Raw genomic sequence first — 16,098 nt, 5'->3', positions numbered from 1 at the left:
TTTAGTATCCCTGATTTTTAGCATCTATAAAATAATAGTTTTTTCCGTCTTTGGTCACTTCGAATAATCTGGCCAATTTCCAACTGTAATTTCGTTTAATATCTTGATACTCAAACGGAATAACGATATTATTATTGATATCAATAACGCCAAAATAGTCATTAAAAGAGGCAATAATCATCGGATTATCCAAATCGTCACCTTCCATTACATGTAGATAATGGTATTGCGGATAGATTTTATATTGGCGAAAATCTTCCTGATCATAAAATTTGCTTTCTTCAATAATTCCGTAAAATCCGTTCTTAACATAGGCATAAAATCTCTGTTTTTTAAATTCTGACGGACATTTTCCCAAATCAGAATCTTTAAATTGATATGCACGCTTACCAGATCGGTCAATTCTGAAATCAATGCCATTCCGGCGAACGGAAGCATAAGCAGCGGTTCCGAATTTCTGTGCTTTTTCATTCGGGGAATTCAAGAGATTACAATCTTCGGTGAAAAATCCCACATTGCTGTATTCAGGCTGAATGACCATCTTTCCCTGCTGATTTACAAAGCCGAATTTGCCGTTTCTTTTATGAGGAATCAAAGAAGGAATGGAATCGTTACTGTTTTTAATTTCAGGTTTAATTTCAGGAACCGAATGGTTTACGTGATTTTCCTGTGCCTTTAAAAAACTCAAAAGAAATACTAATGCAACAGCCAAAGCCTTCGTCATATTTTTTTTATTCATCGTTGTGGTTTATTTTCATTCTATAATAAAAAAGAGGAACAATCAACAGCAATACCAAAGGCTGAATGACAAATCTTCTCATATAAAAAGAAAAAACATATCCTATTTCAAATTGTGTGTAAATGCAATAGAGATAGACGGCAAAGGTAATAACAAAAAAAATAAGCATCAACAAAGCTGCCTGTGCTGTCCACATTTTATTTTTGAAGAGAAACTGAATAATGATCAACGAAAAAAGAACATTCAGACTCCAGCGTAAAATATGATGCAAAACCAAAGGAATCCATTCAAAATCCGGAAAAGAAATGCTGGGATTGGCTTCTTTAAAGAATGAAAGAAAAGGATCGTAAAACAACGCACCTTCCACCACACGAACGGATATTAACCCGCAGATTCCTACAAAAATCAAAAGCCAGTTAACGATTTTCATCTTTTCTTTACTGCAAAAAACTGAATCCAGACGAGCCAAAGAACGACGACCATTCCGTAAATAAATCCGGGAAACAGATAATCGTGTGTCAATTTTCCATATTGCGGATATTCGTACAACACAATATTCAGTCCCATGATTCTGAAAATATTCATCAAATGGAGAAAAATAATGCCGCCTAAAACAAACCACACCGTTTGAAAACCTTTGTAAAACGCCAGTACAAAGGAAGCAAAGAGGATCATCACTGATAATGCATTACAACCTTCCACCATTCGGGAAACAAACTTTCCGTTGATGGCAAATCTTTCTGTCCGTAGCTCCTGAACGTGGTGAAGTGTTGTCTCGTATCCCGCAAATTCCTGTATTTTCTTCACTTGTTGCGCCACCGAACGCGAAAAGGGATCCAAACCTAGTGGTGCTGTCCGGTTCAGATACGTCTGATACACCAAAAAAAGCAGAAGATAAATTCCCGCGAATCTTAAAAGTACGATCAATGACGGTTGAAATTCCCTGAACATCCTGCAAATATAGAAATAAGAACGCAAAATGGTTATCTTTGTGCTTTACGGAAACCATTGGAAAAAGCCCGGTATTTTTTTGAGCAGTATATTCAAGGGAAGGCTTCCCGATTCACAGCCCTTCCACAGAGCGGATCTTCGCGAAAAAATTTCGTTGGAGCTACTGCCGACCGCCAGTACATCATCACTTTTAACGAAAATCTGGCTGAAAATGAAAGTTTTTTTTATTTTTCAAAAGTGTTTTCAAAGTTAAATCTTAATACCCCAAAAGTTCTTGCTATTTCTGACGACCGTAAAATTTATATTCAGGAATATCTCGCAGATCAAACGCTTAGCGAAATCATTGAAAAGGAAGGATTAAGCAACAATGTAAAAAATCTGGTGAAAGTTTCTTTACTGAGGCTTTTTGAAATGCAACAAGCTACGTTACATCAGATTGATTATTCCAAAACGTTTGAATATTCAGTTTACGATACGATTCCTATTTCCAATGACTTGAATTATTTTAAATTTCTTTTCGTCGATATTCTTGAAATTCCCTATCACAAAACGAAATTGATTACTGAATTCAGACACCTTGAAGAAGCAATAGCCAACTTGGGACCGAAAAGCATTATGATTCGAGATTTCCAGGCAAGAAACATCATGGCGGCAAAAAACGAAATTTATTTCATCGACTATCAATCCGCAATGAACGGACCGAGAATGTACGATGTGATTTCCTTTCTTTATCAGGCGAAGGCCAATTTTCCGGAATCCTTCCGTCAGCAAATGATGGACTATTTTATTTCGCTTTTTAAAGATGAAAAAGAAAAAAAACAGTTACGGACTTCTATTATGCCACTGCGCCTTATCCGGTCGTTACAAGTCTTGGGAGCTTATGGTTTCCGAGGTTTGGTTCAGAAAAAACCCCATTTCAGACAAAGTATCGGACAGGGTTTGAAAAATCTGAAAACGATCGAAAAAACATGGCCGGAAATTAACCAGTATCCGGAATTGAGAAAATTGATTTTCAGTTTAAATTCCGATTCTATTTTAGAAAAAATACACCACTTTAACAACGATATAAACCCATAATTTTGATATGAGCTTAACCATCGAAATTCATAGTTTTTCATACAAAAAAGGAGGTATCCCAAAAGATCTTAGCGGAAATGGCGGCGGATTCACCTTCGATTGCCGTGGAATTTTAAATCCGGGAAGGCAGGAAGAATATAAATCATTAACCGGAAAAGACCTTTCTGTACAGGATTTTCTGCGTTCCCAAACCAGAATGCCGGAATTTCTGGGGCACATTATTAACCTCATTTCCATCACTATAGAAAATTACCTGGATCGGAATTTCGAGCATCTTCAGATTAATTTTGGATGTACCGGCGGACAACACCGCTCGGTATTTTGTGCTGAAGAAACCGCTGCATTTATCCGTGAGAAATATCCTGAAGCCAACGTGGTTGTCCATCATGACGAGCAACCGCAGCTCAATGTTTCCCTTCCATGAAAGCGATGATATTTGCTGCCGGAAAAGGTACTCGTCTGCGCCCTTTCACAGATCACCATCCGAAAGCCATGATGGAAGTGAACGGAATTCCGCTTATTGAAAGAAATATCCATTATCTGCAATCGTTCGGAATTAATGATTTTGTGATCAATCTTCACCATTTCGGGGAACAAATTGTGGATTTTTTGAAAGAAAAAAACCATTTCGATGCACATATAGAATTTTCTCATGAGAAAGATCAACTTCTGGAAACGGGAGGTGGTTTAATTTTTGCAAAAAAGCTTTTGGATCAGGAAGAGGATTTCCTCATTATGAATGCAGATATTCTGACGGATATGAATATCACCGATTTCGTGAATTTCCACCGTGAACAAAATAGCCTCGTTACTTTGGCAGTTTCCGACCGAAAAAGTTCAAGAAAACTACTTTTCGATAATGAAATGATTCTCAGAGGCTGGATGAATACGGATACCGGGGAACAGCGTCTTGCCGGATTCAATAATAATTATAAAAAACTGGCATTCAGCGGAATTCATTGTGTTGATTCCCAATTTTTTAACCATATCACAAGAACCGGAAAATTCTCCATTATGGAAGAATATCTGGATCTGATGATGACGGAAGAAATTTATGGTTTTGAACACAGTGCCAAATTGGTAGATGTAGGCCGTCCGAAATCTGTTTTGGAAGCGGAGCAGCATTTTAAATAAGAATTTTATGAGCAAAAAAATACAAAGAGGAAAAGGATTAACTAAAGTAATTGCTGGTCCTGAATTGGAAATAGATCAAAGGGTACAAAGCCATTTTGAAGAAAAGACTTGGGACGAAACCATTACCAAAGACAGCTGGATGGTGTTCAAAGTAATGGCCGAATTTGTAGATGGTTACGAAAAGCTGGCGAAAATTGGCCCTTGTGTTTCTATTTTCGGTTCAGCACGTTTAAAGCCTGAAGACAAATATTATGAAGTAGCGGTTGAAATCGCCGAAAAAATTACGCAATTGGGTTTTGGAATCATCACCGGAGGCGGTCCCGGAATTATGGAAGCCGGAAACCGAGGTGCCAAAAATGCGGGTGGAAAGTCTATCGGACTAAACATAGAATTACCTTTTGAACAACATTTCAATCCATATATCGACAAGAATTATTCGATGGATTTTAATTACTTTTTTGTAAGAAAGGTGATGTTTGTAAAATATTCGCAAGGATTTATCGTCATGCCCGGAGGTTTCGGCACTCTGGATGAATTATCGGAAGCTTTGACTTTGATTCAAACCGCAAAAATTGCCCGATTTCCCATCGTTTTGGTAGGTTCTAAATTTTGGAGCGGTTTGTTGGATTGGTTTAAGGAGACGTTACTTTCGCAAGGAATGATTTCTGAAGATGATCTTCAACTTTACAGAGTTGTGGATACAGCGGATGAAGCTGTGTCTCATATTAAAGCGTTTTATGAAAAATACGCCATTACGGTTAACTTTTAATTGGCATATCTTTTGTCAAATATTAAAACAATTATATTTGTACTTTAAATAATATAACACTTAGATGAAAAATTTTTTACATATTATAGGCCTTTTAACATTATTTATAATGTTAAGCTTTTCGGATGCCGATTTTTATTCATCAATGACGAAAGCGGATTACAATGAAGGAAGCAAAACACTAAAATTTACTACCAAGCTGAATACCAAACATATATCAGACGCGATAAAAATAAATCCCAATACAGCGGGTTTTGAAGCGGAAGTGAAAAAATACGTCAATAATAACTTCGATCTTTACATCAATGGATCTGCGAAAACATTAACTTTCACAGGAAGCCAGGTGAGTGGAGAAACCGTTTGGGTGTATTTTGAGACCAGCGGCGTTGCAGAAATTACTACTTTGCGAATTAGAAATTCCATCCTTCTCGGAACTTTCCCAAGACAACTCAACCTTGTGAATATCGCTTATAAAGGCAAACAACGCACAATGAATTTCCAACGAGGAAAAGAGACCAATGAAGTGACCTTTTAATGAAGTGGATATACTACCCACTCCTTTTTAAATCATAAACCAAAATTCACTTTTTTTGGAGGATTTATTTTAGGTTTTATTGTTTTTTAATTACGTAGCAAACTACAGCGTTGTAAGAAGCACTCATTATTTCTTTTTTTGCAAGCCTGCTTACATTGTTATTTTTTAGAAAGAGAGAACTGAAGTAACTTTCTAAGTAAAATGAAAGCATCAACTATCATTGGGAATTCTGAAATTATTTTCGCTATTATTGCTTCGTTCTTAAGATATTCAATACAAAAAAGACTGCCCTTTTCAGAGCAGTCTTTATATATTATTATAGGTCAAATTTAGTTCACCGTAATGTCATCCAATTGAATGGTAGTTGTTGCGCCAGGATTTGCTCCAGTGTATTCAAAAATTACAAAACCATTACCCTGCAATGCTGGATTGAAAGTATGCGATCCTGCATTGGTAAGCACTCCATATCCTGAAGCCGGAGTTGTAGGAATGGTAAAGCTGGAAGTAATATCTGTAAGTGTAGCTGCAGAAATATCTCCCATAGGAACGTAATCTGTAGAAGTATACACTTTCAATACATTCCCATTATGGAAACCAACATTCACTCGGAAAGAAACCTGATTAGCCGTAGTGAAATCTACAGGAACTATAAAATAGGTCTTATAAGCTCCTTGCCCGGCATTCGCACTCAGTTGGATATACTTGTTTCCTCCGAATTCTTTTAGCTGCCAATATCTATTCCCTAACAAAGGATCATTGATGTATTTTGGGAAAACTTCCTGATTTACCGGGCTGTAACTTTCGAAGTTTTCTGTAAAATTCCCCAAGTACTGAATGTCTGTACCTCCTTTTCCTGGAGTAGCATCAAATCTCGGTTCTGTAAAATCAACATCTTCTGTACCTCTGATCAGCATTTGAAAGTTAGTGTTGTAACGGCTCACCACGAAAGTAAGAGTACCACTTTCTTTTGGTAATAATGTTTTTCCAAAAGTTACAAAAGAAGAATTTCTAATGATAGTAGAACCTCCTGTTGCATCTTCCACAGTTCTGTCGGTATCTGCAGCGATTCCATTTGCATACTCCAGATAAGTTTTACGGTCAGCTTCCGGAACTAACAATCCGATGGGAAACTGCACATTCGGCACAGAAACCAGCATATTCAAATATTTTGGATCTTTAGCTTCAGTCAGACTCGCTAATGGAAGCGGTGTGATTTCCTGAATGTCCAGCGTGTTTCCATTACAAACTCCTGAAATATATTTAGAAACTAAAACTCCCGGAATTCTACCGATGGCAAAACTAGGATCTACAGCACCCAGTTTCACAGTTCCTCTGTCGAGACCCAATACCAAACCGTTTACTCTGATTCGGATATGAGTTCCCACAGGATAATCTGCAAAATTCCCCGATTTGTCTACTTCAATCTGCATTCCTGCAGTTGGATTCGACGGAGCGTCTTGGAAAGAAATTGTTTTGTAGAAATTACCGTGTTCGTCTGAAGATACTACATATCCATCAATAATAACGTCTGTAACGCCCTCACCGTCAGGGAATTTTATTGTACCCGAAGCTGGTGCCATCGCGATAAAATCCTTCAGCGAGATGGTAGGCGCAGCAAATTTGTTCTCACAATTGATCGGCGGGGTATCCCAGTCGTCATTGTGTACGCAGGAAGCTAATGTAGCCGTAGCAAATACAATACTTAATGCCGTTTTTAAAAGATTTTTGATATTCATTGTTGATTATTTTAGTATGAATGTAAAAAGTAAATTAGAATCTAAGTTGTAAATTAATAAAGTAAGATCGCCCTTGAGTGTACCAGTATTTTGGTCCAAACTGCGTAAATTCTCTGTCCTGATCCTGCTGAAAACCAGGGAAGGAAACATTTCTTGTTTGCTCGAAGCCACCGGTAATGTAATCAGTGTTATCCAAAATATTATTTACAGAAGCGGTAATGAGAACATAGTATTTCCCTAACAACCATGATTTTCCAACATTTGCATTGATGAAGAAAGCAGACGGCAGTTTGTGTGGCTGAAGCAATCTTCTAAGTTCACTTTCGGTGATTCCTGCAAACGGTGTTGAAGTTTCAGGGTTCTGTACAAATCTTTCTGATCTGATAATCGCAGACGGATCTAAATAATTGTCATCAAGGTAGTTCCAGTTGGCTCCAATCCACCAGTATTTAGGCGAATTATAACGAACTCCTAAGGAATATCCCTGCTGTGGCGTTCCACCTTGTCTGTAACCGTCGAGGTATGCTTTTCCTAACTCAAGGAATGAATTTCCATCTGCAAAAACTCCGGCAGCATCAGAAGCGAAATATGTTTCAGGATTATTTTTATAAACATATTGTCCGTAGCTTGCCAATCCCTGAAGTTCCCAGGAAGGAGTCAGTTTATAGGAAAGTCCGAGTTCTACACCCATATTTCTTTTTTCTACGTTCGACATCACCTGAGTGACGAAAGCACTCTGCAATGGAGTTACATTTCCTTGGTCATCGGTGGTTTCCAATTGAATTCCGTCTGCAAAGAAACGCTGTACATTGGTTTCGTTTTCGCTGTCCACTATAAATCCTGTAAGTCTCATTTTTACAAACGGAGAATTCAGGACGTAGCTAAGGTCATTAGCATAATATACCGTACTCTTAACATTAGGTGCAACCGAAGAATTCACTCTTGGATTGATGAAAAGATCTTCCAAAAACGGTGCCTGATTGAAAGCAGCTCCGTTATAAACGAGGAAGTTTCTACCGTCAATTCTGTAAATCGCCTGACCTTTCAAACCGAAATTCCAGAAATCATAATCCTTGCTTTTACCGTATGAATCTTTATACAAATAATGTCTGAACATTCCTTCTCTGCTGGAACTTGAGTATCCTGCCATTGCAGAAACAAAAATATCCCATTTAGATGTAGAAAATTTCAGACCCGGATTTATTTTTGCTTCCTGTCTTCTGAAAGTATAATCGTATCCAATTTTATCGCCTTCTCTTTTAGCGATATTGGCTTCTCCTTCATTTAATAAACCTGATTTCCCCGGTTGATTTCTGCTGGCAAAAGGATCAATATTAAAAGCAAAATCGCCACCTAATAGGTCTTTGATTTCTCTGTATTGATCTGCTCTGTAATTCTGATAGGAAAGGTTAAGGATAAAACGGGTAGCATCATTAAAGTTGTGTACGAAATGTGTAGCTGCATTCCAGATTTTATCATCGGAAACATCATTTACCTGATAAACAACTGATCTTCTTCCCGTAACACCATATTTTGAAATAACAGGCTGCGCTGCGTTGTTTCTATAGATTTGGTCCCAATCAATCTGTGTGAAAGCTGGGTTTCCGCTCGACCAGGCTTCTTGTGCTGTTTTCAATGCAGTTTCAAGCCCTGAAACATCAGCTGCCGGATTAGCAGCTAAAGCATCCTTTATTTGATTTGCGTAGAAACTCGGTAAATCTCTGTAATAAGTAGGCGATGGATTGGGCACGTTTTGCCAGTCTAAACGGGAAGCTTTGTCTTTTCCGAACTGGTAAGAAACGGTAGTCCAAAGGCTGGATTTATCGCTTAATTTAAGGAAATCCTGCAACTGGAAAATTGGCTGGAAGCCTTGTCTTACCCTTTCGCTTCTTTTTTCTCCATCCTGATACCCCCAATAAGAGTTGTAATGAACTCCTCTGTAATTGTAGACTTCCTGTGTGCTCGGGCTAGAAGTAGATCTTTTGTAAGGCGCACCAATAGCGTTGAAAGTAATGGTGTGTTTGTCATTAATTTTCTTTTCAACCCCAATAAAACCTCCGTAAGCATCGTAGAAAGTTCCTTCCTGGATACCTTCCTGAGCCCATCTTCTGGCACCCATCACCGTGAAAGCCCAGCCTTTGCTGTTCATCCCGGAACTGTAACGCAGTGAAGTACGATTTCTATAATTTCTGTTGGTAAGAGATTGGGTAAACTGAAAGCCTTTTCGGTATTCGCTGGCCTTTGTGTTTTTGTAAATCACGGAACTTACTCCGCCGAAAGCATATTCCGAAGGAGAATGATTGGCTGCAATTTCCGGATAACGGGTAATTTCGTTGAGTCCTCCCCAATTTCCGAAATCTACATTTCCATTGTCAGATTTTACCATGGAAACACCATTCATCATAACTTCACCGTTTCTTCCGTCGATTCCTCTTGGCCTGAACCAATATGCTCCCAGGTCGAAAGCTGCAATTCTGCTGAAAACATCCTGAGAAGATTGTAAAAGCCCGACTGTGGAAGCTTGGCTGGAGTTCTCTTCATCACCGGTGCTTTCAATAAAGGCAAGGCCTTGTTCGGCTCCCGTCAATGCAGAGTATAAGGTAATGACACCTAAATCCCTTCTTTTTTCATCCGCTGTTACATCAAATTCCAGAACTTTGGTTTCGAAATTCGGCTTTGTAATAACAACCTGATAGTGCCCGGGCATAAGATCTACAAACTGAAAGTACCCGATTTTGTCTGCCGAAACATCACCTTCAGTTCCTTTCAGGTCAATTTCAGCGTTCTCTACAGGTTTCGCATCAGCATCTTTCAGGTAGCCATACACTGTGGTCTGCGCAAAGTAGTACGATGCGGGTAGCAGTGTAAACATGGTGATAAATGATAACCTTTTAAACATAAGTTTTATAATTTAGTTGCTTTTATATGCTAATATCCAGCTATTTAAAGATGGGGCACAAATTTACGCCTTATTTCTAAATATTTTATCTTTTTGAGTTAATTATTTTTAACATGTGATATTGATCAGCATCTAAGACCAGATTGATTATATTTTTTGCCCTATAAAATTACCAATTTTTAAAATTGCGCTTATTTAAATTTGAATTACTTTTGCAAAAGAATATTTAATGAAAATGAAAAAATTATTTATTGCACTATTGCTTTCTGTTTTTTTTATGGGTTTTTCCCAAGACCGTCAACTGCGGAAAGTAGCCACTATTGGCTTTATGAATGTTGAAAATCTTTGGGACACTATACAGTCTGCGGATTATATAGACGGCACCAAAAGCATTAGTAACCCTGCTTTTCACCGAAGCATTCCTGTGGATTCTATTCCTTTTTTAGAAGTTACTGAAGAATATTTCGGACCTTGGATTAATGAAGCTCTGATTGGCAAAAAAGTGGTCCGTCTCCAAGGCCAGTCTGAAGAGTTTACTCCCAAAAGCGGAAAAAATTACAACACAAGTGTTTATAAGAAAAAACTCGAGAATTCTGCCCGCGTTATTTCAGAATTAGGAGTACAATATACCAACACCGCTCCGGCCGTTGTAGGACTTCTTGAAGTGGAAAACCGCCAGGTGATTGAAGACCTTATCAAGCAACCATCTCTTGCAAGACACGATTACGGTATTATTCATTACAATTCTTACGATTACCGTGGCGTAGATGTCGGGCTTATTTACCAGAAAAGAAGATTTACCCCAACCTCATCTTATAAAAAGGAAGTTCCTATTTTTAATTCCGACGGAAAAAGATCTTACACACGGGATATCCTTGTGGTGATCGGCTATCTGGATAATGAAAGAGTGGCATTTTTTGTAAACCACTGGCCCTCCAGAAGTGGTGGCGAAGCAGCCTCGGCACCAAAAAGAAATGCAGCGGCTACTGTTTTGAAAAAAGAAATGGATGAAATTATTTCTAAAAACCCAAATACAAAACTGTTTGCCATGGGAGATTTCAACGATGATCCGGTGAGCGGCAGTTTGAAAGATCACTTAAAAGCAGCCTACACTCCAAAAGATTTAAGCCCGGAAAAACCTTATCTTAATTTAATGTATCCCCTTTATAAAAGAGGCGTTGCTTCTCTGGCTTATCGGGATGCACCGAATTTATTTGATCAGATTATTGTCTCTCAAAATTTGATTTCCGATACTGTTGGAAAAGAATATTCTGTATACAAAACAGAAGTGTATGCGCCACGCTACCTGATTACCAAACAAGGAAATTTCAAAGGATATCCTTTCCGTTCGTGGAGCGGCGATACTTTTACAGGTGGATATAGCGACCACTTTCCGGCGTTTGTCATTGTACAACGACAGGCTCAATAATAGATTAAATCATAACAGAAAATTGCCTCCGATGTGGAGGCATTTTTTTTCATTAAAACAGAAATAAATCTGGAGTTATTTTTAAACTACACCTTGAGCAAGCATCGCTTCGGCTACTTTTACAAAACCTGCGATGTTAGCTCCTTTTACATAATTCACATAACCATCCTCTTCTTTACCATAATTTCTACAAGCCTTGTGAATTCCTACCATAATTTCTTTTAATCTGGCATCCACTTCCTCGGAAGTCCAGTTTAAACGAATAGAATTCTGAGTCATTTCAAGGCCGGAAGTGGCTACACCGCCTGCGTTAGAAGCTTTACCTGGACTGAAAAGAACTTTATTTTCAAGGAAATAATTGATCGCATCCAAATTCGACGGCATATTTGCGGCTTCGGTAATGCAAATCAATCCGTTTTTAACCAATTTTTTGGCATCTTCAAGATCGAGTTCATTTTGCGTAGCTGCGGGAATGGCCACATCGCATTTTATTTCCCAAGGCCTTCTGCCGGCAAAAAATTTTGCTTCAGGATATTTTTTAATATAATCTTCAGCTCTGTTGTTGCCAGAAGATCTAAGCTCCAATAAATAATCTACTTTTTCGCCACTAATTCCTGTTTCATCATAAATAAAACCATCAGGCCCGGAAATGGTAACCACTTTCCCGCCCAATTCGTTTACTTTTTTAATAACTCCCCACGCTACATTCCCAAACCCGGAAACGGCGAACACTTTACCTTCTATTTTTTCGTTGATAGTACCCAGCATTTGTTCACAAAAATAGACCACGCCGTAGCCGGTTGCTTCAGGACGAATCAATGATCCGCCATAAGCAAGCCCTTTGCCTGTGAGCACTCCGGAGAATTCATTTCTTACTTTTTTATATTGCCCGAATAAATAGCCTATTTCTCTTGCACCTACGCCAATATCTCCAGCCGGAACGTCTGTTTCCGGGCCTATATGCTTGCAAAGTTCCGTCATGAATGCCTGACAAAACCTCATAACTTCCATATCCGATTTTCCTTGAGGATCAAAATCCGAACCTCCTTTTCCGCCTCCCATCGGAAGTGTTGTAAGAGAGTTTTTAAAAACCTGCTCAAAAGCTAAAAATTTCAAAACGGAAAGATTCACAGTAGGATGGAAACGGATTCCTCCTTTATAAGGTCCGATCGCTGAATTCATCTGAATTCTGAAACCACGGTTGACATGGATTTCACCTTTGTCATCTACCCATGGAACACGGAAAATTATTATCCTTTCTGCTTCTACCATTCTTTCCAAGAGCTTCATGCCCTGATAGTCTTTCCGGCTTTCTATGAACGGAATCACGGTAATTGCGACTTCTTTTACAGCTTGTAGAAACTCAGGTTCGTTAGGATTCTTCGCTTCTACTTGGGCAATAAAATCCTGAATTTTTTGATCTATGTTATAATCTTCCATAGGTGGATGTTGTTGATTACAACAAATTTAGTTTTTTTTTCAAGACTTCCAAGGATTTTTTTTCTTTTTATTGAATATTTAATAATTTTAGAAGGATTATCTATATTTATTCACAAAAAAGCGCATAAAATTATTAAAAACAAAATGTTCCTCCCAAAACAGTGATTTTTTATAAAATAATCACGCAATTTGAAACTGTTTCCCGGAAAAAGTTTTGATGAAACCGGAAAGCTCCAGTTCTAATAAAATCGGGAGTGCCTTGTGTGAAGGAAAACCGCATTGCTCCGCAATATCATCCAGAGCAACGGGTGAATCATATTTCTGCAAAATATCATAAATTTTCTGTTGCTTTTCCGAAAGCATTGCCTTAATATCTGAATAGGGAAAAAGTTCTCCAACTTTAGATTTTGGCTTATCTATATCTAACTCCTCAATCAAATCTTTGATGGATGAAATAGTTCTTGCTTTATTCTGAGCAATAAGCTGATTGCATCCTTGGCTATATTTGTCGGTGATTTTTCCGGGCAATGCGTACACTTCCCGGTTGTAATGGTTCGCAAAATTTGCTGTGCTGACTGAGCCGCCTCCGAAAGCAGTTTCCACAACCACTGTAGCTTCCGAAAGACCAGCGATAATTCTGTTACGTTGAATAAAATTTTCTCTATCCGGTTTCTGTGACGAATTAAATTCCGAAAGCAAAACGCCGTTTTGTTCCAAAATTTTTTCAGACATTTTCTTATTCCTCGAGGGATAAAGCGTATGAAAGCCGTGTGCAAGTACGGCAATTGTAGGAATATTGTGCTTCAATGACTGTTGATGAACTTCTGTATCTACGCCTAAAGCAAGACCGCTTATTGATGTGAGTTTGCTGTCTTTTATTTCTTCAAAGAAATCTTCAAGAAACTTCTTTCCATAATGGGTCACATTTCGTGTCCCTACGATGCTGAGCGGAGTAAGTTTTTTATTAAATTCTCCTTTCTGATATAAAATGGCGGGCGCATCTTCGCACTCATTAAGTAAATTTGGAAGATCTCCAAGATGGCGGAGGTTGATTTTGATCTGTTGGTTTTCACAAAATTTAAGTTCGCTTTCTGCAAATTTTATAGATTCAGCATTTCCAATATCGTAGATCGTTTTAGCCCCAATTCCTATAATAGCAGCAAGATCTTTTTTCGGAAATCCCCACACTTCCTTCGCAGAACCCACTGCGCTCACGAGTTTATAAAAATTAATATCACCGATTTGGCTGCATTTTCTTAACGCAATGGAATAGAGGTGTTCATCAGTAAACATGGAAAAGCTAATTTATCCAAAGATAGAAAATTATTCGTCTTTTTTTCTCAGTTCTTCAAGACGTTCCCAAACTTCATCTTTCTTTCTGGGTGAAGAATCTTCAAAATCTTCGGGATGTTTTTCGCGGTACTGCATCCACAATTCATCATCTTTTTCATTATAATAATTGGGAAACTCCCAAATAAACTTCCTTTTCTTCTCGCCTTTGTTTTTAAAGAAAAATGCCAGAGCAGTACCGATAACGGCACCCGAAAGATGAGATTGCCAGGAAATTTTACTGGGTTCATCGAGTGTGGAAAATAACTCTTCAGGCAAAACTCCCCATATCAAACTCCCGTAATACATGGCTACCAAAAGGGAAACCGTGAGGAGTTTCATATTCCACTGAAATACGCCACTGAAAAAAAGAAAAAAAGCCAGAACGTACACCACGCCACTAGCACCGATGGTACAGGTATACATATATTGCCCTGTAAAAATATCAATCGGCGGAAGCAGCCAAACCAGAAGACCTGTAAACAACCATCCCAAAATAAAAATTCTGTTGGCAAAGACCGGATAAAACTGAAACAACAGGAACATCAGCACTGCGATTGGAAAAGAATTTGCCACCAAATGACCCATATCACCATGCAAAAAAGGGGAAAAAATGACACCCTTCAACCCTGCAGGAACCAGCGGAATGATGGCTCCTGCACAATTCCCAAAAAATCCATGAACCTGAAAGTAGTATACTATCCACATCATGGCAATCATGAGAAGCGGATACAAGACGGCTTTCGGGGAAATATGGTATTTCTGCATAGCGGTGGTTTTTCAAAACAGAAGCCAAACCATTGATAAGGTAAATTTGGCGAATAAATTTGAATTAAAAATGAGTTTCTCAGACAAAATGTTCGGTAATTGTATTTGGGGAAATTCATTTCAATCATAAGCCTTATTTTTGCAAAAGTTTTAGATCAGCATGATGAAAAGGATTTTTTTAGTATTATTTTCTGTAGTTTCAGTACACATTTTTTCTCAAGATGAAAAAACAAACCGTGAGATTCTGGATTCCATCAATCACCAACGCTGGAAAGCCGTTTCACTAAACCTTGACAGTCTTGCCAAACCAGCAATAGAGGATGTGCCGACAAAATTTCAGGATACTATTTTTCTTCCTCCGACCATTCAGTTGCCGGAACCATCGCAGGAACTTCCCATTACGCCTTTCAGTCTCAATCATTTCAAGGAGTCAAAAAAATGGTATTTCCACGGACAGAATAATGTAGTGTTCAATCAGGCTTCTTTTTCCAATTGGTATTCCGGCGGAATTAATAATATTGGAGTTCTAGGCAAAATAAATTACAATTTGAGCTACCGGAATAAGAAACATTTTCTGGAAAATATTCTGGAATTGAAATACGGATGGATCGCTTCGGAAGGCCAAGCAAGCCGAAAAACCGAGGATTATATTAATCTTGCGCTGAATTACGGATACGACGTGGGAAAAAATTTCTATATTTCTTCAGGATTCAAATTCGTTTCGCAATTCGCTCCGGGCTTCAACTATACCGAAACTCCCGAACCTTCTTATTATGACAGAATTTCTAATTTTTTAGCGCCGGGTTATCTGAATGCAGGTGTCGGGCTTTCATACAATCCGAACGAAAATTTTCAGGTGATCTTCAGGCCTGTAAACGGAAAATTTACTTTTGTTATGGACCCTATGCTTCAGAAAGCAGGAAAATACGGTTTAGAGAGGGACGGCCAGTCTTTCCGGCAAGAGCTGGGAGCGATGATGAACGTTATTTACCGTTGGAAAATTTATAAAGATATTATATTAGACAATCAGGTGAATTTATTTAGTAATTACGTCGAGCATGCAGAAAGAGTTGATATTGCTTATAAAGGTGCATTAACACTGAGATTCAATAAATTTATTTCCACATTGGTCACGTTGGATTTGAGTTACGATCATGATCAAATCCGGGCTTTGCAACGAAAACAAACACTCGGTATTGGATTCTCATATAATCTGGGCGTAAAACATGAAGCCGAAATTAAGAAAAAAGCGATAAAACCTTATGTTGCGCCTTAAAAAAAACCGCTTCATT

General features: G+C 38.3%; 15 protein-coding genes. 7 read left to right on the top strand and 8 right to left on the bottom strand.

Annotated features, from left to right (window positions below; translation table 11 throughout):
- Position 1 precedes the first annotated feature (1 nt).
- The 3 genes from DQ356_RS05020 to xrtF are packed head-to-tail and all read right to left on the bottom strand — an operon-like array spanning position 2 to position 1,690.
- Positions 2-739, bottom strand: coding sequence for a WG repeat-containing protein (locus tag DQ356_RS05020; protein WP_114303379.1), 738 nt, complete (start codon positions 737-739; stop codon positions 2-4).
- Positions 732-1,169 carry an exosortase F system-associated membrane protein gene (locus tag DQ356_RS05015; RefSeq protein ID WP_114303378.1) on the bottom strand — a complete coding sequence of 146 codons (438 nt, stop codon included), beginning with the start codon at positions 1,167-1,169 and terminating at the stop codon, positions 732-734. Before DQ356_RS05015 ends, DQ356_RS05020 begins: the two co-directional genes overlap by 8 nt.
- The gene (xrtF, locus tag DQ356_RS05010; RefSeq protein WP_114303377.1) at positions 1,166-1,690 is read right to left on the bottom strand and encodes an exosortase family protein XrtF; all 525 of its coding nucleotides are present in this window, start codon (positions 1,688-1,690) and stop codon (positions 1,166-1,168) included. The genes DQ356_RS05015 and xrtF overlap by 4 nt, the downstream gene beginning before the upstream one ends.
- On the opposite strand from xrtF, the gene DQ356_RS05005 reads away from it, so the two are divergent.
- From DQ356_RS05005 to DQ356_RS04985, 5 genes are all read left to right on the top strand, one after another.
- Entirely contained in the window at positions 1,673-2,767 is a 1,095-nt protein-coding gene (locus DQ356_RS05005) for an aminoglycoside phosphotransferase family protein (protein ID WP_317048683.1), read from the top strand. The genes xrtF and DQ356_RS05005 overlap by 18 nt on opposite strands.
- A 7-nt stretch (positions 2,768-2,774) precedes the next feature.
- The gene (locus DQ356_RS05000) at positions 2,775-3,191 is read left to right on the top strand and encodes a RapZ C-terminal domain-containing protein (protein WP_114303375.1); all 417 of its coding nucleotides are present in this window, start codon (positions 2,775-2,777) and stop codon (positions 3,189-3,191) included.
- The gene (locus DQ356_RS04995) at positions 3,188-3,901 is read left to right on the top strand and encodes a nucleotidyltransferase family protein (RefSeq protein ID WP_114303374.1); all 714 of its coding nucleotides are present in this window, start codon (positions 3,188-3,190) and stop codon (positions 3,899-3,901) included. Before DQ356_RS05000 ends, DQ356_RS04995 begins: the two co-directional genes overlap by 4 nt.
- A 7-nt stretch (positions 3,902-3,908) precedes the next feature.
- Positions 3,909-4,670 (top strand): LOG family protein, encoded by a 762-nt coding sequence (locus DQ356_RS04990; RefSeq protein WP_114303373.1) that lies wholly within the window; start codon positions 3,909-3,911, stop codon positions 4,668-4,670.
- Between the two features lie 109 nt (positions 4,671-4,779).
- Positions 4,780-5,205: a DUF6702 family protein gene (locus tag DQ356_RS04985; RefSeq protein ID WP_228420642.1), complete on the top strand. Its 426-nt coding sequence runs from the start codon at positions 4,780-4,782 to the stop codon at positions 5,203-5,205.
- 329 nt (positions 5,206-5,534) lie between these two features.
- Here the strand turns inward: DQ356_RS04985 and DQ356_RS04980 are convergent, their stop codons facing one another.
- Positions 5,535-6,941, bottom strand: a complete 1,407-nt coding sequence (locus tag DQ356_RS04980) for a DUF5689 domain-containing protein (RefSeq protein ID WP_114303371.1) — start codon at positions 6,939-6,941, stop codon at positions 5,535-5,537.
- Between the two features lie 34 nt (positions 6,942-6,975).
- Entirely contained in the window at positions 6,976-9,840 is a 2,865-nt protein-coding gene (locus DQ356_RS04975) for a carboxypeptidase-like regulatory domain-containing protein (RefSeq protein ID WP_114303370.1), read from the bottom strand.
- 229 nt (positions 9,841-10,069) lie between these two features.
- Between DQ356_RS04975 and DQ356_RS04970 the strand changes: the two genes are divergently transcribed.
- Positions 10,070-11,269, top strand: coding sequence for an endonuclease/exonuclease/phosphatase family protein (locus DQ356_RS04970; protein ID WP_185123768.1), 1,200 nt, complete (start codon positions 10,070-10,072; stop codon positions 11,267-11,269).
- An 81-nt stretch (positions 11,270-11,350) separates the two neighbouring features.
- On the opposite strand, the gene gdhA is transcribed toward DQ356_RS04970, so the two are convergent.
- From gdhA to DQ356_RS04955, 3 genes are all read right to left on the bottom strand, one after another.
- Positions 11,351-12,709 (bottom strand): NADP-specific glutamate dehydrogenase, encoded by a 1,359-nt coding sequence (gene gdhA, locus DQ356_RS04965; protein ID WP_114303369.1) that lies wholly within the window; start codon positions 12,707-12,709, stop codon positions 11,351-11,353.
- A 180-nt stretch (positions 12,710-12,889) separates the two neighbouring features.
- On the bottom strand, positions 12,890-14,002 hold the full coding sequence (gene dprA, locus DQ356_RS04960; RefSeq protein ID WP_114303368.1) for a DNA-processing protein DprA: 1,113 nt from the start codon (positions 14,000-14,002) through the stop codon (positions 12,890-12,892).
- 30 nt (positions 14,003-14,032) lie between these two features.
- On the bottom strand, positions 14,033-14,806 hold the full coding sequence (locus tag DQ356_RS04955) for a rhomboid family intramembrane serine protease (protein WP_114303367.1): 774 nt from the start codon (positions 14,804-14,806) through the stop codon (positions 14,033-14,035).
- Positions 14,807-14,966: 160 nt separating this feature from the next.
- Here DQ356_RS04955 and DQ356_RS04950 point away from each other — a divergent pair, with 160 nt between their 5' ends.
- Positions 14,967-16,082, top strand: coding sequence for a DUF3078 domain-containing protein (locus DQ356_RS04950; protein WP_114303366.1), 1,116 nt, complete (start codon positions 14,967-14,969; stop codon positions 16,080-16,082).
- Positions 16,083-16,098 lie beyond the last annotated feature (16 nt).

The organism is Chryseobacterium lacus, assembly GCF_003336205.1.
Lineage (GTDB): Bacteria > Bacteroidota > Bacteroidia > Flavobacteriales > Weeksellaceae > Chryseobacterium_A > Chryseobacterium_A lacus.
This window is presented reverse-complemented; position numbering and strand designations above follow the sequence as displayed.